At 54.8% G+C, this 17,678-nt stretch carries 16 protein-coding genes; 13 read left to right on the plus strand and 3 right to left on the minus strand.

The features are described 5' to 3' along the window. The first annotated feature begins 8 nt into the window (after positions 1-8). From atpD to glmS, 5 genes are all read left to right on the plus strand, one after another. Positions 9-1,388, plus strand: coding sequence for a F0F1 ATP synthase subunit beta (atpD, locus tag ACM6IN_RS15930; RefSeq protein WP_007911961.1), 1,380 nt, complete (start codon positions 9-11; stop codon positions 1,386-1,388). Positions 1,389-1,433: 45 nt separating this feature from the next. Further along, positions 1,434-1,859 carry a F0F1 ATP synthase subunit epsilon gene (locus ACM6IN_RS15935; RefSeq protein WP_007911962.1) on the plus strand — a complete coding sequence of 142 codons (426 nt, stop codon included), beginning with the start codon at positions 1,434-1,436 and terminating at the stop codon, positions 1,857-1,859. A 118-nt stretch (positions 1,860-1,977) separates the two neighbouring features. After that, entirely contained in the window at positions 1,978-3,345 is a 1,368-nt protein-coding gene (gene glmU, locus ACM6IN_RS15940) for a bifunctional UDP-N-acetylglucosamine diphosphorylase/glucosamine-1-phosphate N-acetyltransferase GlmU (protein WP_095113138.1), read from the plus strand. Between the two features lie 158 nt (positions 3,346-3,503). Then, positions 3,504-4,280, plus strand: a complete 777-nt coding sequence (locus tag ACM6IN_RS15945) for a DeoR/GlpR family DNA-binding transcription regulator (protein WP_007911964.1) — start codon at positions 3,504-3,506, stop codon at positions 4,278-4,280. A 2-nt stretch (positions 4,281-4,282) separates the two neighbouring features. Then, positions 4,283-6,115 carry a glutamine--fructose-6-phosphate transaminase (isomerizing) gene (gene glmS, locus ACM6IN_RS15950; protein WP_414916338.1) on the plus strand — a complete coding sequence of 611 codons (1,833 nt, stop codon included), beginning with the start codon at positions 4,283-4,285 and terminating at the stop codon, positions 6,113-6,115. 32 nt (positions 6,116-6,147) lie between these two features. On the opposite strand, the gene ACM6IN_RS15955 is transcribed toward glmS, so the two are convergent. Next, positions 6,148-6,645, minus strand: coding sequence for a MarR family winged helix-turn-helix transcriptional regulator (locus tag ACM6IN_RS15955; protein WP_095113139.1), 498 nt, complete (start codon positions 6,643-6,645; stop codon positions 6,148-6,150). 197 nt (positions 6,646-6,842) lie between these two features. Here ACM6IN_RS15955 and arsQ point away from each other — a divergent pair, with 197 nt between their 5' ends. The 8 genes from arsQ (at position 6,843) to ACM6IN_RS15995 (ending at position 14,552) form a co-directional block, all read left to right on the plus strand. After that, positions 6,843-8,048, plus strand: a complete 1,206-nt coding sequence (arsQ, locus tag ACM6IN_RS15960) for an arsinothricin export permease ArsQ (RefSeq protein WP_095113140.1) — start codon at positions 6,843-6,845, stop codon at positions 8,046-8,048. A 72-nt stretch (positions 8,049-8,120) separates the two neighbouring features. Further along, the gene (gene arsL / locus ACM6IN_RS15965) at positions 8,121-9,395 is read left to right on the plus strand and encodes an arsinothricin biosynthesis radical SAM protein ArsL (RefSeq protein WP_095113141.1); all 1,275 of its coding nucleotides are present in this window, start codon (positions 8,121-8,123) and stop codon (positions 9,393-9,395) included. Between the two features lie 11 nt (positions 9,396-9,406). Beyond that, positions 9,407-10,282, plus strand: coding sequence for a methyltransferase type 11 (locus ACM6IN_RS15970; protein WP_414916339.1), 876 nt, complete (start codon positions 9,407-9,409; stop codon positions 10,280-10,282). Between the two features lie 16 nt (positions 10,283-10,298). Further along, positions 10,299-11,348 carry an arsinothricin biosynthesis methyltransferase ArsM gene (gene arsM, locus ACM6IN_RS15975; RefSeq protein ID WP_414916340.1) on the plus strand — a complete coding sequence of 350 codons (1,050 nt, stop codon included), beginning with the start codon at positions 10,299-10,301 and terminating at the stop codon, positions 11,346-11,348. Between the two features lie 69 nt (positions 11,349-11,417). Next, entirely contained in the window at positions 11,418-12,128 is a 711-nt protein-coding gene (locus tag ACM6IN_RS15980) for an aquaporin (RefSeq protein WP_414916341.1), read from the plus strand. A 138-nt stretch (positions 12,129-12,266) separates the two neighbouring features. Next, on the plus strand, positions 12,267-12,812 hold the full coding sequence (locus ACM6IN_RS15985) for an arsinothricin resistance N-acetyltransferase ArsN1 family B (protein ID WP_414916342.1): 546 nt from the start codon (positions 12,267-12,269) through the stop codon (positions 12,810-12,812). A gap of 122 nt (positions 12,813-12,934) precedes the next feature. Then, positions 12,935-13,327, plus strand: a complete 393-nt coding sequence (locus tag ACM6IN_RS15990) for a DUF6957 family protein (RefSeq protein WP_330212567.1) — start codon at positions 12,935-12,937, stop codon at positions 13,325-13,327. A gap of 400 nt (positions 13,328-13,727) precedes the next feature. Beyond that, positions 13,728-14,552 carry a MarR family transcriptional regulator gene (locus ACM6IN_RS15995; RefSeq protein ID WP_414916343.1) on the plus strand — a complete coding sequence of 275 codons (825 nt, stop codon included), beginning with the start codon at positions 13,728-13,730 and terminating at the stop codon, positions 14,550-14,552. A 9-nt stretch (positions 14,553-14,561) separates the two neighbouring features. On the opposite strand, the gene ACM6IN_RS16000 is transcribed toward ACM6IN_RS15995, so the two are convergent. Next, positions 14,562-15,851: an ATP-dependent helicase gene (locus ACM6IN_RS16000; protein WP_330212565.1), complete on the minus strand. Its 1,290-nt coding sequence runs from the start codon at positions 15,849-15,851 to the stop codon at positions 14,562-14,564. Beyond that, positions 15,848-17,635, minus strand: a complete 1,788-nt coding sequence (locus ACM6IN_RS16005; RefSeq protein ID WP_330212564.1) for an ATP-dependent nuclease — start codon at positions 17,633-17,635, stop codon at positions 15,848-15,850. Before ACM6IN_RS16005 ends, ACM6IN_RS16000 begins: the two co-directional genes overlap by 4 nt. Positions 17,636-17,678: the final 43 nt, after the last annotated feature.

Consider the following 17,678-nt stretch of genomic DNA (forward strand, 5'->3'; position numbering starts at 1 on the left):
ATCCAGCTATGAGTAGCGGACGTATCGTTCAAATCATCGGCGCCGTTATCGACGTGGAATTTCCACGCGACAGCGTACCGAGCATCTACAACGCGCTGAAAGTAGTGAGCGCGGCTGAAACCACTCTGGAAGTTCAGCAACAGCTGGGCGACGGCGTGGTTCGCACCATTGCGATGGGTTCCACCGAGGGCTTGAAGCGCGGTCTGGAAGTTACCGATTCTGGCGCAGCCATCTCCGTACCGGTCGGTAAAGCGACCCTGGGCCGGATCATGGACGTCCTCGGTAACCCGATCGACGAAGCTGGCCCGATCGACACCGAAGAGCGTTGGGGCATTCACCGTCCAGCGCCTTCGTTCGCTGAACAGGCAGGCGGCAACGACCTGCTGGAAACCGGCATCAAGGTTATCGACCTGGTTTGCCCGTTTGCCAAAGGCGGTAAAGTCGGTCTGTTCGGTGGTGCCGGTGTAGGCAAAACCGTAAACATGATGGAACTGATCCGTAACATCGCCATCGAGCACAGCGGTTATTCCGTGTTCGCCGGTGTGGGTGAGCGTACTCGTGAGGGTAACGACTTCTACCACGAGATGAAGGACTCCAACGTTCTGGACAAAGTGGCACTGGTTTACGGTCAGATGAACGAGCCGCCGGGTAACCGTCTGCGCGTAGCACTGACCGGCCTGACCATGGCCGAGAAGTTCCGTGACGAAGGTAACGACGTTCTGCTGTTCGTCGACAACATCTATCGTTACACCCTGGCCGGTACTGAAGTATCCGCACTGCTGGGCCGTATGCCTTCGGCAGTAGGTTACCAGCCGACCCTGGCTGAAGAGATGGGCGTTCTGCAAGAACGTATCACTTCGACCAAGGAAGGTTCGATCACTTCGATCCAAGCGGTATACGTACCTGCGGATGACTTGACCGACCCGTCGCCAGCGACCACCTTCGCCCACTTGGACGCCACCGTCGTTCTGTCCCGTGACATCGCTTCCCTGGGTATCTACCCAGCGGTAGATCCACTGGATTCGACTTCGCGCCAGCTGGACCCGAACGTAATCGGCCAGGACCACTACGACACCGCTCGCGGCGTTCAGTACGTTCTGCAACGTTACAAAGAGCTGAAGGACATCATCGCGATCCTGGGTATGGACGAGCTGTCGGAAGCCGACAAGCAGTTGGTAAACCGTGCTCGTAAGATCCAGCGCTTCTTGTCGCAGCCGTTCTTCGTGGCTGAAGTCTTCACCGGTGCTTCGGGTAAATACGTTTCCCTGAAAGACACCATTGCTGGCTTCAAAGGCATCCTCAACGGTGACTACGACCACCTGCCAGAACAAGCGTTCTACATGGTTGGCGGCATCGAAGAAGCGATCGAGAAAGCCAAGAAACTGTAATCCCGGCGCCCGGCAACGGGCGCTAATTTAGGTTGAGGCAATCAGATGGCTATGACAGTCCATTGCGATATAGTCAGCGCGGAAGGAGAAATCTTTTCCGGCCTGGTCGAGATGGTGATTGCGCACGGTGCACTGGGTGATCTTGGTATCGCTCTGGGTCACGCGCCGCTGATCACTAATCTGAAGCCAGGTCCGATCCGCCTGATCAAGCAAGGCGGGGAACCCGAGGTGTTCTACATCTCTGGTGGTTTCCTCGAGGTTCAGCCGAACATGGTCAAAGTGCTTGCCGACACTGTGCAACGTGCCGCCGACCTGGATGAAGCTCAGGCTCAAGCCGCTCTCAAGGCTGCTGAGCATGCTCTGCATGAAAAAGGCGCTGATTTCGACTACAGCGCTGCGTCAGCACGTCTGGCCGAGGCTGCAGCTCAGCTGCGCACCGTCCAGCAGATCCGCAAGAAGTTTGGCGGTTAATCCGTCAGCCACTTGTTGTGCGATTGATAAAAAAGGGTAGCCTCGGCTACCCTTTTTTCTTTTCCGAATTCCTAAAAACCGGTCGCAGTTGCTGACCACCCAGGATTGGTAGCCAGTCATGTCTCTTGAAATCGTTATCCTCGCGGCCGGTCAAGGCACCCGTATGCGTTCAGCCCTGCCGAAGGTGCTGCATCCGATTGCCGGCAATTCCATGCTGGGTCATGTTATCCACAGCGCCCGGCAACTTGAGCCACAACGCATTCATGTCGTGATCGGCCATGGCGCCGATGTGGTGCGTGAACGCCTGGCCGCTGATGATCTGAATTTCGTCCTGCAAGACAAACAACTCGGTACCGGTCACGCCACGGCGCAAGCGGTGCCGTTCATTACTGCTGACACTGTGCTCATTCTTTACGGTGACGTACCGCTGATCGAAGTCGAAACCCTGCAACGTCTGCTCAAACACGTCGTGCCCGGGCAGATGGGTTTGCTCACTGTCGAACTGGAAGACCCAACCGGTTATGGCCGCATCGTGCGCGATGCTGACGGCAAGGTGGCCGCGATCGTTGAGCATAAAGATGCCAGCGAAGCGCAACGCGCGATCACTGAAGGCAACACCGGTATCCTCGCTGTTCCGGCCAATCGTCTGGCCGACTGGATGAGCCGTCTGTCGAACAACAACGCGCAGGGCGAGTACTACCTGACCGACGTGATCGAGATGGCAGTCAGTGACGGTCTGGTTGTCGCCACCGAGCAACCGCACGACCCGATGGAAGTGCAGGGCGCCAACGATCGCAAGCAGTTGTCCGAGCTGGAGCGTCATTACCAGTTGCGTGCTGGCCGTCGCTTGATGGCGCAAGGCGTGACCCTGCGTGACCCGGCGCGTTTCGACGTGCGAGGCGAAGTCAGCGTGGGCCGCGATGTGCTGATCGATATCAACGTGATCCTCGAAGGCAACGTTGTCATCGAAGACGACGTGGTCATCGGCCCGAATTGCGTGATCAAGGACAGCACCCTGCGCAAAGGCGTGGTGATCAAGGCCAACAGTCATATCGAAGGCGCTGTTATGGGCGAGGGCAGCGATGCCGGCCCGTTCGCGCGTCTGCGTCCAGGCACCGTGCTTGAAGCACGCGCGCATGTGGGTAACTTCGTTGAGCTGAAAAATGCCCACATGGGCGAAGGCGCCAAGGCGGGACATCTGACTTATCTGGGCGATGCCGAGATCGGAGCGCGTACCAACATCGGCGCGGGCACCATTACTTGCAACTACGACGGTGCCAACAAGTGGAAAACCGTGTTGGGTGCTGATGTGTTCATTGGCTCCAATAATTCGTTGGTCGCGCCTGTGGATATCTCTGCCGGGGCGACCACGGCGGCCGGGTCGACCATTACGCAGAATGTGGATAACGCGCAGTTGGCCGTTGGCCGAGCGCGGCAGAGGAATATCGACGGCTGGAAGCGGCCGGAGAAGATCAAGAAGGACTGAGTTATCCACAGCGGCTTCAAGATCAAAAGATCGCAGCCTTCGGCAGCTCCTACGGGAATTGTCGGTGGTTGCGATTTTTTATGGGCGATGGGTTGACGATTTGAGAGCGATAGGTTTTGATTACTTCCGTTATCTTTCGAAACGAAACTTAAGTCCCCATGTCGAAACGCAACACGCCGCAACGCCGTCACAACATCCTCGCCTTGCTCAACGAGCAGGGCGAAGTCAGTGTGGATGAACTGGCCAAGCGCTTCGAAACCTCGGAAGTTACGATTCGCAAGGATCTGGCTGCGCTGGAAAGCCACGGCTTGTTACTGCGCCGCTACGGCGGGGCGATCACCATGCCGCAGGAACTGGTCGCGGAGACTGCGCAGAGCGTTTCCAAATACAAACAGGCGATTGCCCGCGCGGCGGTGAAACGTATCCGTGAACACGCGCGAATCATCATCGACAGCGGCAGCACCACCGCTGCAATGATTCCGGAGCTTGGCCAACAGCCCGGTCTGGTGGTGATGACCAATTCCTTGCACGTCGCCAACGCCTTGAGCGAACTCGAACACGAACCGGTGCTGTTGATGACCGGCGGTACCTGGGATCCGCATTCGGAATCCTTCCAGGGCCAGGTTGCCGAGCAGGTACTACGCTCTTACGACTTCGACCAGTTGTTCATTGGTGCCGACGGCATCGATCTGGTGCGCGGCACGACCACCTTCAACGAGCTGCTCGGTTTGAGCCGGGTCATGGCCGAGGTCGCGCGGGAAGTCATCGTCATGGTCGAGGCCGACAAGATCGGTCGCAAGATTCCCAATCTGGAACTGCCGTGGAGCAGCGTCCATACCCTAATTACCGATGATCGCCTGCCTATCGAAGCGCGCGATCAGATACAGGCCCGCGGTATCACCGTGATTTGCGCGGCTGTCAGTCAGGAGAAATAAGCATGTGTGGAATTGTCGGCGCAGTTGCTGAACGTAATATCACCGCCATCCTGCTCGAAGGCCTCAAGCGCCTTGAATACCGTGGCTATGACAGCGCCGGTGTCGCTGTCTTCACCAACGACGAAACCCTCGAGCGCATGCGGCGCCCGGGCAAAGTCAGCGAACTCGAAGCCGCGTTGGCCGAGCATCCACTGGTGGGTCGCCTCGGTATTGCCCACACCCGTTGGGCGACTCACGGCGCACCGTGCGAACGCAACGCGCACCCGCATTTCTCCGGCGACATCGCGGTGGTGCACAACGGCATCATCGAAAACCACGAAGCCTTGCGTGAACAACTGAAAGCGCTGGGCTACGTATTTACTTCGGACACTGACACCGAAGTCATCGCCCACCTGCTCAGCCACAAACTCAAGGATCAGCCAGACCTGAGCGTTGCGCTTAAAGCGACGGTCAAGGAACTGCACGGTGCTTACGGTCTTGCCGTGATCAATGCGAAACAACCGGATCGTCTGGTTGCTGCGCGCAGTGGCAGTCCGCTGGTGATTGGTCTGGGTCTGGGCGAGAACTTCCTCGCGTCTGACCAGTTGGCGCTGCGTCAGGTCACCGACCGCTTCATGTACCTGGAAGAAGGCGATATCGCCGAAATTCGCCGCGATAACGTGCAGATCTGGGACATCAACGGCTATGCGGTCGAGCGCCAGACCGTGCAGTACAGCGACGGTGCCGAAGCCGCCGACAAAGGTGAATACCGCCACTACATGCTCAAGGAAATCCACGAGCAGCCTGCGGTTGTTCAACGCACCCTCGAAGGTCGCCTGAGCAACGATCAGGTATTGGTTCAAGCCTTTGGCCCGCAAGCCGCCGAGCTGTTCGCCAAAGTCCGCAATGTACAAATCGTCGCCTGCGGCACCAGTTATCACGCCGGTATGGTCGCGCGTTACTGGCTTGAAGAGCTGGCCGGGATTCCGTGCCAAGTCGAAGTCGCCAGCGAATTCCGCTACCGCAAAGTGGTGGTACAACCGGACACCCTGTTCGTGACCATCTCGCAATCCGGTGAAACCGCCGACACCCTCGCCGCTCTGCGCAACGCCAAAGAGCTGGGCTTCTTGGCCAGTCTGGCGATCTGCAACGTCGGCATCAGCTCGCTGGTGCGTGAATCCGATCTCACTCTGCTGACCCAGGCTGGCCGCGAAATCGGCGTCGCCTCGACCAAAGCCTTCACCACGCAACTGGTCGGTCTGTTGCTGCTGACCCTGTCGCTGGGCCAAGTGCGCGGCACCCTGGCGGACGGCGTCGAAGCACGTCTGGTCGAAGAACTGCGTCGCCTGCCAACCCGTCTCGGCGAAGCCTTGGCGATGGACAGCACTGTGGAAAAGATCGCCGAACTGTTCGCCGAGAAAAACCACACCCTGTTCCTCGGTCGCGGTGCGCAATTCCCGGTGGCGATGGAAGGTGCCCTGAAACTCAAGGAAATCTCTTACATCCACGCCGAAGCCTACCCGGCCGGTGAGCTGAAACACGGCCCGCTGGCACTTGTGGATAACGACATGCCAGTGGTTACCGTCGCGCCGAACAACGAACTGTTGGAAAAGCTCAAATCCAACCTGCAGGAAGTCCGCGCCCGTGGCGGCGAACTGATCGTGTTCGCCGACGAAAAAGCCGGGATGACCAACGGCGAAGGCACCCATGTGGTGCAGATGCCGCACATCCACGACATCCTCTCGCCGATCCTCTACACGGTTCCGCTGCAGTTGCTGTCGTACTACGTGGCGGTGCTCAAGGGCACGGATGTGGATCAGCCGCGTAACCTGGCGAAGTCGGTGACGGTGGAGTAGTCGACTTGAGCGAGAAGCTGCTGCCTACCAAGTCAGCAGCATTTGCTTGGCAGATACTCGTCACGGTTCAAGTCTTTCAGGCCGCAGCGTTGTTCCGTGGCGTTCGCGAAGCGACGTAGCATTTCGATCGCCCCATCACGTGCCTCTTTCGACAAATCGCAGGCCAGGTCGCGAGCTTCACCCACCAGATCCGACCGAATACTTTCATAGATGGCCGTGCCTTCTGGCGTCACCGTGATCGCTAGGGCGCGGCCGTCAGTTGCGTCGGGCACACGGCGAACCAGCCCTTGTTTGGCAAGCGAATCGACCAGCCGACTAGCGTTGCTCTTATCGAGAAATAGCTCGCTGGCCAACGATTGAACACGAACAGGCCCTGCCTTAATCACATGCTCAAGTGCGTAGCATTGAGTGACGGATAAGCCCTCGCAGCAACTGCGATCTCTGTCACGAAACTGGTACACGCGAACCAAATGACTCAGCGCTTCATAGAGCTGTTCGGCATCCTGGTCGATCTGATCAATCTTTGGCATAGCACTCGGCTCGCAATTCCGGGGAAAACGCTAATACCACCTTAGCATTCGTAGTGACACATTTTTTTGGGCATAAGGGCCGACGAAATTGTTCCAAGATATTAGTTGCGGTGCGCAACGTATTTTGCGATTGTGAATTGGAGGCATGGCTTGCGGGATTTTCAGAGGCGGCTGCGGTAACGCTTGGAGGTACAGGGATGTTGGTAGAAACGCTTAGGACGAAAACAGGCTCCCGGTTACGAAACCTATGGAGCAGTGTTTCCATTCCTCTACCTGTAGCGATGCTACTGGGCGCGATTCTGATCCCACTTCTTGCTGGCAGTAGCAGCGGGGACGTATTCCAGTCGCTGAGCAAAGGCTTCGGAAACAACCTCGGTTATTTCGCCATCGTCATCCTGAGCGCGTTTTTCATTGCCGGGTGGATCTCGGCGCAAGGAAGTGCGTCTTTCGGAAAATTCGGTATCTCTCTTTCACCTCTGCTGGGTGCTGGGATGGTTTGTCCCGATACGGCCTACGCCTCTCTTGCTCCCATTGCGGGGCAACACAGGAAGTACATCGCGATCGGATGCTACTCAGGGTTCAAGCTGCTGATGCCCGCTGGCCCGCTGATCATCGGGATTGGGCTGGGAGCCAACACTCATGACCCAAAGTTTCTGTATCTAGGATTGCTGCTTACCGTCGTCACGTGGATTACCGGAACGATCTGGACTTACTGGACGACCCGCTCGGACTTTTCATCCACCAGTGATCCGACTGATCCAACCGCTTCTCAGGATTCGGTTATCAAAGTAATTCTGCCTCTGGCTGTATTTTTTGCACTCCTGATCGCCGGGTACACCATCACCAAGAACCAGCATTCCGTAATCGAGTTCTTCACGACTCCCGCCGGTGCGCTGATCGCCACATCGTTATTGATCGCGATTAGCTGCAAACCTGGCGAGGTTCAAGATCTGCTGTCCAAAGCAATGCGTAGAACCAGCTCGTTATTGTTCACCATAGGTTGTGCGTCTGCGTTGGGCCAAGCCCTCGGTATGGTGCTTCCCAAGGATCTGATTCAGCAGGCATTCAGCGCGTCGGGCAGCACCACGCATATTCTGGTTGGGGTGTTCCTGCTGGCAGCGGTATTCAAAACACTGAATGGTTCTTCGCTTGCGACCTTTGCTGCCATCCCACCTGTTCTCTCGCCAATCTTGGCGTCGAGCGGAGTGGATTTGATGAGCGTCACGTTCGCCGTATGCCTGGGATCCTTCGTCGCCATTCTCCCTAACGACAGCTATTACTGGTTGGTCAAAACCGACGCCTTTCCCGAATACAGCACCGGCAGGTACATGCGCCTAGTGACCGCCGGCTCAGTTCTACAAGCATTGATAGGCTTGGCAGTCCTTCTGCTGATCTCGCTTTAACTTCGAATTCCTACAAAACCATCAGTGACTCCAGTCACCGAATCGTCGTGCCTGAGCTCAAGGAGAAAGAGAATGAAGTACTTGGTCGCCAGTACATTCGAAGGGGGGTATCAACCGCTCAACGCGATATCTGCAACCACAGCTCTACTCGATGCAGATATCGAAGCGCAGTTGATCGATATCTACGTCGAGGGACTTGCCCTGGAGAGATTCAGTGACGCAGATTTGGTCTTCATCTGCGTACCGCTTTTTGACTCTCTGACTGCCGGAACGCAGTTGGCCAAGCAGCTTAAAGAAGCGAAGCCCTCCCAGAAAATTTGCTTCTTCGGTCAATACGCGACCATCAATGCAAAGAGCCTGGCCTCCAAATACGGAGACTATGCGATCGCCGGCGAGTGGGAAAAACCCATTGTCAGCTTGGCTAAACACCTGAGTGGCGAACAGGGACAAGATCTGCGCGGAGTGATCGATCGGACTCGCGGCCTTTCCAGTGAGATTGTTGTGCCTCAGTTGATACGTGACGGGTTCCGCCTGCCGCGCAGGGACCTGGCACCGCCTCTACACAAATATCCCCAACCTCAGCTGGAGAAGTTGCTCGGCGAAAAGAAAGTTGTGGGTGGGGTCGAAGGGTCGCGCGGATGTCACCATAAGTGTTCCTACTGTTCGGTGTATGCGGCCTATGACGGCAAGGTGCTTTTGGTCTCCGATGATCTCGTTGAGCGCGACGTGGCGAACCTCGTCGCACAGGGAATGACTCACCTCACCTTCACGGATGCCGATTTTTTCAATGCCAAGAAGCACGGTTTGAAAATCATCCGGACTCTGCATTCGCAATTCCCCGACCTCACGTACGACTTCACCACTCGCGTGGATCATATTTTGGAGAACAAAGACGCCATCAAGGAAATGGGGCCGCTCGGGCTTGCTTTCATCACCACCGCGCTGGAGTTCCCCAAGCAGGAAGTTCTCGATCAGGTCTTCAAGGAAATGAACGTGCCCATGATCGAGGAGGCGTTGGCGTTTCTGAAGGAGGCCGGCGTCAAGGTTAACCCGACCTTCATCACGTTCAACCCTTGGGTGAGCCTTGAAGACATGGCCGAGCTGCACGATTTCATTGCTCGCAACGAGTTGGAGAACATCGTCGACCCCATCCAGTTTGAGACTCGGCTGCATCTCTATAAAGGCTCACCGCTGCTCAACAACGACACGGTGAAGGAGTTGCAGTTGGAGGAGCACGAGTTTCACTTCGACTGGCAGCATTCGGACTCCCGCCTGGACAAGCTCTTCATGGACTCGGTCACACCGCCAGAAGAAGGTGTGTTCAAACGTTGCTGCCTGAAATGCTAAGGAGATAACAGATGTCGTCACTTACTTTGTTGCAGGCAGCTCTCAGGCTGGCCAACCAAACTGATGGTCTTCAGGTGCCGGGCCATATTGCTTGGCGTGCGCATAACGAGTCATTAAACAGAACGCTGAAGGATCGCAAGGACACGCTTTTCATTTGCTCTGCGTACCGAAATGAAGAGCTCGCCACCCAGTTAGGGCAGGGTCAGGGCAAAGCGTTCAGCCCGAACGTGCACGATGCCGACGCGACCTTGTTCGCGAACATTTATTGGGAAGGCTTCAATGCTGAGCCCGAGTTTGGCCGAATCGCGCAATCGCTCTATGAGCGACTGCAACGTCATGGTCGCTTGGTATTCCCGGCGATTCTGTCTGACGAGGAAGCCGTATCGCTCCGGGCCTTCACTGTTGAGGGGTTGGAGTGCAATAACGCGCTCACGGAGCCCGCTGTTGCCGAGCAACTCTGCGAGGCGGGTTTCCATGGCATCACCTATGAGCTCGCATCCGAGGTGCCTGTCTCCATTCAGGACGGCATTGAGTTCCGCCTGTTCACCGTGAGCGCATACAAGGGTAAAGCCGGCGTGTGCCTCGACCAGGGACATGCCGTTATCTACAAAGGCCCTTGGAAACATACCGTCGACGACGACGGCCATACGTACCAGCGCGGCATCCGTACAGCGGTGTGCGAGAAGACCTTCAATCTGCTGATGTCCGCGCCTTACCAAGGCCAATTCATCCCAGTGCGTTGCTATGTCGAGCCAGCCTTGGACAAGAGCGGCTACTTCGACTGCAACACGCCTTCAGTTCGAGATCCCAAGGTCACCAAAGGGCTTTTACCTATCGCAGGCTCTGCCGAGGAATCGTGCTGCGCTGATGGTACTTCGTGCTGCTAATCCGGAGATGTGAGTAATGACTTCTGCAATTGAAAACACAATCATCGCCGACTACACCGAGGCGTTGGGCAACGGTAACGTTGTCCTTGAATCTCAGCTGACTGAGAGCTGCTGCAGCGACGCTTATGGTGCCCAGTACCTGAAGAACATTCCAAAGCGAATCATCGAAGCCAACTTCGGTTGCGGTAACCCGACCAAGTATGTGCGCGAGGGTGATGTCGTCCTGGACTTGGGCTCAGGGGCCGGCCTGAATTGCTACGTCGCTGCCCAAATCGCCGGCAGTAAGGGTGCTGTCTTTGGTATCGACATCAACCCAAGCATGTTGCAGATCGCTCGTGAAGAAGCGAAGGCGTTTCAGAAGGCAACGGATAGCGCACCTTTGCGTTTCTACAAGGCATCCGCGAGCAACCTGAAAGTCGATCAGGAGCTGGCCGAAGAACGCCTGCGTACAGAGCCTTGTGCTGATTGGGCATCATGGAAAAATTTCGAGCAGTTCATCAGCGATAGCTCCCAGTCCAAGCCTCTTATCGACAGCCAGTCTATCGATCTGGTGATTTCGAACTGCGTGATCAATCTGGTTGGTGAGACCGAAAAGCAGAATGTTTTCGCCGAAATTTATCGGGTACTGAAACCAGGTGGCCGTTTTGCAATTTCTGACAACGTCTCAGATATCGCCATACCTGACGAATTGAAACGAGACACCAAGCTGTGGTCGGCCTGCTACTCAGGCGTGCTTCAGGAGCAGGAGTTCTACAGGCAGCTTCAGGAAGTCGGTCTCACGGGAATAAAGATTGAGGCCCGGAACGACGCCTCAACCAAGCGAATTGGCTCTGTCCGGTTCTACTCCGTCACTGTCACTGGTACCAAGCCTGAAGTTCAGAATGGGAAGTCCGTGACGGTGATCTACCGAGGGCCTGGGCTTGAACTAACCGGCGATAGCGGCAGGGTTTACAAGCGCGGTGTACCCACGGAAGTGGCCTCACAAGATGCCTACCTTTCCAAAGACGATGCGCTGTATGTCGCGGAGGGAAGTCAGCCCGTTAAGCCCAAGTCCTGCTGCTCGTAACAGCGTCTGCGGCTACGAGCCAGCTCAGTAGCCGCTCCCCCTAAAATCTCTCCTCATAGAGCCTATCCAATGAGTACTTCACGGAAGATCTTGGCTGAGTTTCTCGGTACAGCAGTTCTGCTGTGCACCGTAGTTGGTTCTGGAATCATGGGTCAGCGCCTAGCGAACGGTAACGATGCGCTAGCGCTTCTTGCCAATGCGCTGGCAACTGGCGCGAGCCTGTACGTACTGATCGTGTGCTTCTCCACTTTTTCCGGTGCGCACTTCAATCCGGTGGTCTCTGTAATCGATTATTTGCGCGGAGGACTGAGCAGTAAACAACTGGGCCCCTACGTGGCGGCTCAAACAACGGGTGCAATCTTCGGAGTATTCGCTGCGCATTTCATGTTCGAGCTGCCTGTGGTCGAGCTCTCCCATCATGTTCGTACCGGGCCGTCGCAGTGGTTCAGTGAGTACCTAGCAACGTCGGGATTGGTGCTGACAATTCTGCTGTGCGATAAATATCACAAAGCAAAAGTGCCTCAGGTGGTTGCCGCGTATGTTGTCGCAGCCTACTGGTTCACGTCCTCTACGAGCTTTGCGAATCCGGCGGTGACGATTGCTCGCGGGTTCACCGATACGTTCTCGGGGATACGGATATCAGACGTACCGCCGTTCATCATTGCGCAGTTTTTCGGTGGGTTGACGGCGCTGTTCCTGGCGAAGCTTCTCGGTGGTAAAGAGGTTGTCGTGGATATCCCGCAGCCTGGTCTCCACGAGCAGAAGCTACCAATTCAGTGAACGGTGCTCTCTGCGGTTCGTGGATGCGGTGAGCCCGTTTGAGGCAAAGTTCACGGTTCTATCGCGACATTCTGAAGGGCTTGGCCTAGGTGGTTCAGCCCTTCAAACGTGGTTCTTTAAGGGGCAGCAAGGAAAGACATGAATTATAAAGTGAGGGTTGCTACACCCGCTGATGCCTCTGACATCCAGGCTATCTATGCGCCGATGGTTTTGGACACGGTCATCTCGTTTGAGCTGACGCCACCGACTGTCGATGAGATGGCAGCACGAATAGCCGCAACACTGCCAACGTATCCCTATCTGGTAGCAGAGATGGACGGCAAGGTCGTTGCATACGCTTATGCCAGCCAGCATCGAGCCAGGGAAGCCTATCGTTGGTCGGTGGATGTCACCGTGTATGTCGACCCGGTTGTGCACCGAAAAGGGATTGGTCGTGCGCTTTATCAGCAGCTTCTACCAGTCCTAGAGAAACAGGGGTTTCATGCAGCCTATGCCGGCATCGCCTTACCCAACGCGGGAAGCATAGGTATCCATGAAGCGCTCGGGTTCACCCACATCGGCACCTACCCCGAGGTTGGGTTCAAGCACGGCCAATGGCATAGCGTGGGTTATTGGCGCAAACCACTTTGTGCGGCGGCGCCGCCAATAGAAATCATCCCGTTCAGTGAGATAAAGGGAGAGTAGAGGAACGAGGTTTGATATGACCTAACTGCTATTCGTCGCCATCGGTACCAGGCGATTCGCTGGGAACTATGCTGAAGGATGTTTCTCATTCGAATCGGTTTTTTGATCGGCCGGAGGAACGAATGAATTTGGTAGGGTTTACCTCACTGCTTTCTGCAGGGGAGAAAACAAGCGGGTGCCAACTCGCCAACCCAGATGCAGTGGCCCTCGCCAATCTGCACTTTCCTTCCCGTGCCTACTGTCTTGTTGCTGATTGGGCAATATTGGACATCGAAGTTACAACACGTCAGAGAAAAGCCATCACCGATAGAGGGTTAATCCCTGCTCTGGTTTACGCTTTGACCGTTATCCAAGATAGCAAAGGCCGCTTCCCACCTGGCGATTGGGTTCGAACAACGTTGGCGGTTTCTTTCACTCATGGGTGTCTGTTTGAGACGAAAAATACGATTTATGTATTGATGGGGTTCGGTCGAAGGCTTCGCACAGATCTCGATATAGCGCTTAGCCTGTGTTGAGCCGTTGCAACAGTGAGTGCTCATAAGTCAGCTGGTTTCAATGCACATGTGCTCGTTCGATAGGATGTGCTGGAGCGCATTGGAATTTAAACTTGAGTTTAAATTGATCAAAAAACAGGCAAAAATCCACGTCTCAAGTCGATCTCAAATTAACTAATCAGTTTGCCTAAATCTTCATATTTAACAAATAGATACGTAGATTATGATGAGCGCCTCTATCTAGATAGCAGCTGCGCTTGGCGTTAACGTTTCTCCTGTAGCCATTTTTTTTGAGGTTCCAGGCAATGAATTCCGTCCTGTTTGTGATTGATAAAGCGCTCTCGGCTGATCCGTTGAAGCTAGCGTTGTGCTGTATCTTGCTTCTGAGTGCTGGTTTGCTGATGCATGCGTGGAGGTCGAAATGAGCGAAGTCGAAATGGGTCGTGCTGTGTCTGAATGGGCCAAAATGCCTGTCGATTGGATACGTGCAGGCGAGCTAGTCAACTTTGCGGATGAGTCCTATTCGGTAAAGTCGATGTGGTTGAAGGAGGATAAGTCCGCAAGAAACGCATGCATTTCCTCGCTCAAGCTTTACCTAGCGCTGTGCTGTCGGGCAGATTTCATAACTGGAAATGCGAGCGTGACTTATGAGGAGCTGATTCGGCTCACTGGCTTGTCTCGGCCAACTGTTGCGAAGGCGTTGACGCGACTAGAAGTAGAGGGGCTTATTCAGCGAAAAGCACAGGCCCTCAGGAAGGGGTCGAGCATCCTGATTTGCGGCTGGCTTGAAAGTAAAAGCTGGGCGAAGATCCCGAAACGCTGGCTTTACGATGGCTCGTCTGGAGCGAAAATTCTCATGCTTACTGAGTTCAACTTCAGCAGAGCGTCATTGTCGGCATTAAAGGTGTACGTAGCTTTACTTGCGTACAGGGACTCAAATCGAGGTGGCATCGCTATGCTGTCCTATGACCGGTTAGCGCTGATTACCGGTGTTAAGAGACACCACATCGCGGATGCCATTACTCGATTGTACGATCTGAGAATGATTTCATTCAGACAGGGTGACTTTTCAGAGGCATCTGATTTTTCTAGAACGAACCGCTATCTGGTTCGCGGACTCGGAGTTCGGTGGACTAAGGCAGACGAATTTGAGATACCTCAAAGCTCGACTCATAAAAATCGTCCAGGTGCTGCTGACATTGCAGCAGCTAATCGTTTTGTCTCAACCTCACCTAAAGTTACGTAGTGCTAGGGGCTAGTTCTCGTTTAAAGCTAACTCCTCTCGAACGGAGAAAGGAGGAAGTGTCATTGCTCTCGGAAGTTGTACTAGTACCAGACACTGGTGCTTTGCTCTGGTAACGGCATTGTAAAGTAGCCGTCTCTGCTGCTCGTCATTTCCACGAATTGCCGCAGGCCAAAGCACAATCACTAGATCAAATTCTCTGTTTTTTGCTCCATGAACGGTTAGCGCTCGAATACCTGGCCCATCTCGTGAGCTTAGACGTCGTTGGTTTGAAAATGAGTGCCGTATTGTGTCCTCCATTTCTTCGCGAAGGACATGAGTCCTTCCCTTAGTCCGACGCTGTTTCTCTAGCCAACGCACGAAGTCTTGAGCAATCGGTGCAGGTTTTTCCGCCATCAATGCGAAAGCTTCCGCCAATGTGGCTTGGTCCGGCAAAGCCAGATCGTCAACGAATGTGTCGGCAAGCTTGGTCTCTGACTCTTCCAGAATTATGTTGTAGGGGCCGTTTCCTCTGCCTGTTGTTCGGGTGGCGACCCACGTGAGGATGCCGTGGGCAAATTGCCCCATTGTTGGGGTGATAATCGCGACCCGATTCCCCCCTCTATTCCAACCAATGCCATTAGAAACGTAAGAAGCGGCGAGAGCTGGTGTGGGTGTGTGGAAAATCTTAAAGAGCCCATTTGATGCTGGAGCCTGTGCTGATCGGATAGCAACGGCGGCGGCAAGGAGATTACGATCTGAGGTGCGCCTAGGCTGCTGAAGAAGTGCGTCGTGGCCAACAGCAGTTAACCAATCGCAGGCTGGATTAGGACGTAGTTCCTCGATGAGACATTGAAACTCATCTGCAGCAATTAGAAGGTCCACATGGGGAGCCATTGCCTGCACTATCCGCAGTCGGTTTGGCGTGAGATCTTGTGCTTCATCCACGACCACAACGGGATATGTCGCGGCAATCCAGCGGACAACGATATCGTGAGAAAGGAGATCCGCGGCGACCTGACACACCGCTTCATAATCATTGACTCTTGGATGTCCCATTTCTAATTGGGTTATTAGTGCTTGCCATCTACTGACGATTCGCCAAGCGAATCCATCGATTGTTGTGCACTCGTACTGTCGGCGCAGAAGAGCAACACCGCTCAGCCGATCGTCCAAGCGACGGCGCGACCCATGCATAAAGGTTAACGCCAAAACTTTCTGAAACGCCTGTAGAGGATGTCTTTCTAATCTCGTGGCTAGGTTTGCCATCAACTGATGAGTTTTTCCACAGCCTGCCGCGCCTGAAAAAGATTGAATTGTCATGGCTGGAACACCCAGACACCCTCTGGGTCGGCGACGAAATGTGCACTAGCAGTTCCCGCGCACGCCATAGCCAAACAGCTGAACAACTCTGCTGCTCTGGCACGGCAGAGAGGTGAGTTAACTATCGCGTCTGCCACCGACTCGTAGCAGATCACGTCCACTTTTTTATTTTTTAAGTGGGTGACGATGTCGGACACAGTTGAGGGGGCAACCTCCGTCAACTCCGTAAGCCTCCCAACTACGTCGTCTTCATCCGCAGCCAAAATCCAGCCTATGGCGTCTTCGATCATTTCGTCGTCAGCCCACCGTATTACTGATGAGGGAGCAGTGGGCTCTGCTAGAAGGCTTGTGATGTAGCGTTTACCGTCTCTGTCGCCGTCCACCAGGCAGCAGACCTTGTTATGAGTGGCTGACAGTAACTGGAACGTCTCGACCACTTTGGCATCCTCAGTGGGTACGACGCCGACCTCCAATCCAAACATAGATGGCATGCTCGTGGACCAACCCTCGGACAACATCAAAGGTCGTAGCACCGTTTTCAGTAACAAGAAATCAGCACGGCCTTCAGGCACCAATACACACGGGTGCATTAAAGCCGACAGGACGTCCACACGACTTTGCTGAAAAAACTTCCTCTTCCAATTCTGGGCATTTGGTAGCAACGGCTGTGATAAAAAAGGAAGGGCCGAGAGATGACCGTCGACATTTCGGAGAATCAATACAGAGGTTGGATCTGATACCGCAGCAATCAATGGGGAATGCGTAGTAATGAAGGTTTGGGTCGAAAGTGCTTGCACTCGTTGTACCAGCTGTTGCTGACCTGCTGGGGGCAGGTGAAGCTCGGGCTCCTCTAAGGCCATTAGAAATCCTTCACCTGCGGCTGCACGTCCTCGACCTAGTTCCAGTAGTAGTAACAAACCTTGCAGTGAAACCAAGCCGCTGCCCTGTCTGGCGGCGGGTACGCCCAGTCCTCCGACTACAGCGAAATGTGCTGCGACAGAGTCGAGGAGTGATCGACTATCAGTACTCGTCACCCGCAGTTGAACATGGGGTGCGTTCGGTATGCATCTCGCTAACTCAGCGTTGACGTTCTGGATCAGCGGTGAAATTCGATCATCGTTCTCGATTGGGGCCTCCGGACGCCTGAGCCGATCGCGCTCAGCTAAAATGGCTTCGGACGGTTGGGCTGCGGCTGCTTGCAGCGTACGCCGGAAAAGCTCACTCCCCCATGTAAAAACCTTGTCCCAGGTACGGCTCGCTCGCACGAGATAAAACCCAATTTCTTTTATCAAGCGTGGAGGAACGCCCACGGGCGAGTCGTCGGCGAAGGGATCCATCGGACTATCGTGATCGTGGAAGTAACGAACCATCTCGACCGAGAGCGAGTCGCGGTCGAAATAAGCTTGAGCGCCAATTTGGCAGCATAGCTTCGATGCCTCCTCGGTTCGAACCGCGCTGATCGTACCGTTGGCTTCGTCCAACCATTTAGGCACGCCTCTGCCGTCTCTAAACCAATCGGTATTCTGATAAGGGTCTTCGGAAGGAAAATCTGTGATTGTGGCTACAAGCTTTATTCGGTCGGCAGGCTGGGGATCTGAACCGTAAAAGTCATGTTCCGTGAGTTCCCTGATCATCCGCTCCCTTCCTAGAAGAAGCGTCAGTGCCTCTATCACCGTAGTTTTGCCGGTGTTGTTAGCCCCGATCAGCACAGGATGGTCTTTAAAGTGAACGCTTCCTGCACGGATACCGCGGAAATTTTGGATATCCAAGATCGCTACTCTCATCACATTTCCTTTGGACTGAACGAGCTAACAGAGAAAATTTCCT

Source organism: Pseudomonas sp. IT-P395 (assembly GCF_949767675.1).
Lineage (GTDB): Bacteria > Pseudomonadota > Gammaproteobacteria > Pseudomonadales > Pseudomonadaceae > Aquipseudomonas.

Coding starts and splice junctions, on each gene's coding strand:
- atpD (WP_007911961.1), top strand. CDS start 9: ATGAGTAGCGGACGTATCGTTCAAATCATCGGCGCCGTTATCGACGTG.
- ACM6IN_RS15935 (WP_007911962.1), top strand. CDS start 1,434: ATGGCTATGACAGTCCATTGCGATATAGTCAGCGCGGAAGGAGAAATC.
- glmU (WP_095113138.1), top strand. CDS start 1,978: ATGTCTCTTGAAATCGTTATCCTCGCGGCCGGTCAAGGCACCCGTATG.
- ACM6IN_RS15945 (WP_007911964.1), top strand. CDS start 3,504: ATGTCGAAACGCAACACGCCGCAACGCCGTCACAACATCCTCGCCTTG.
- glmS (WP_414916338.1), top strand. CDS start 4,283: ATGTGTGGAATTGTCGGCGCAGTTGCTGAACGTAATATCACCGCCATC.
- ACM6IN_RS15955 (WP_095113139.1), bottom strand. CDS start 6,645: ATGCCAAAGATTGATCAGATCGACCAGGATGCCGAACAGCTCTATGAA.
- arsQ (WP_095113140.1), top strand. CDS start 6,843: ATGTTGGTAGAAACGCTTAGGACGAAAACAGGCTCCCGGTTACGAAAC.
- arsL (WP_095113141.1), top strand. CDS start 8,121: ATGAAGTACTTGGTCGCCAGTACATTCGAAGGGGGGTATCAACCGCTC.
- ACM6IN_RS15970 (WP_414916339.1), top strand. CDS start 9,407: ATGTCGTCACTTACTTTGTTGCAGGCAGCTCTCAGGCTGGCCAACCAA.
- arsM (WP_414916340.1), top strand. CDS start 10,299: ATGACTTCTGCAATTGAAAACACAATCATCGCCGACTACACCGAGGCG.
- ACM6IN_RS15980 (WP_414916341.1), top strand. CDS start 11,418: ATGAGTACTTCACGGAAGATCTTGGCTGAGTTTCTCGGTACAGCAGTT.
- ACM6IN_RS15985 (WP_414916342.1), top strand. CDS start 12,267: ATGAATTATAAAGTGAGGGTTGCTACACCCGCTGATGCCTCTGACATC.
- ACM6IN_RS15990 (WP_330212567.1), top strand. CDS start 12,935: ATGAATTTGGTAGGGTTTACCTCACTGCTTTCTGCAGGGGAGAAAACA.
- ACM6IN_RS15995 (WP_414916343.1), top strand. CDS start 13,728: ATGAGCGAAGTCGAAATGGGTCGTGCTGTGTCTGAATGGGCCAAAATG.
- ACM6IN_RS16000 (WP_330212565.1), bottom strand. CDS start 15,851: ATGACAATTCAATCTTTTTCAGGCGCGGCAGGCTGTGGAAAAACTCAT.
- ACM6IN_RS16005 (WP_330212564.1), bottom strand. CDS start 17,635: ATGAGAGTAGCGATCTTGGATATCCAAAATTTCCGCGGTATCCGTGCA.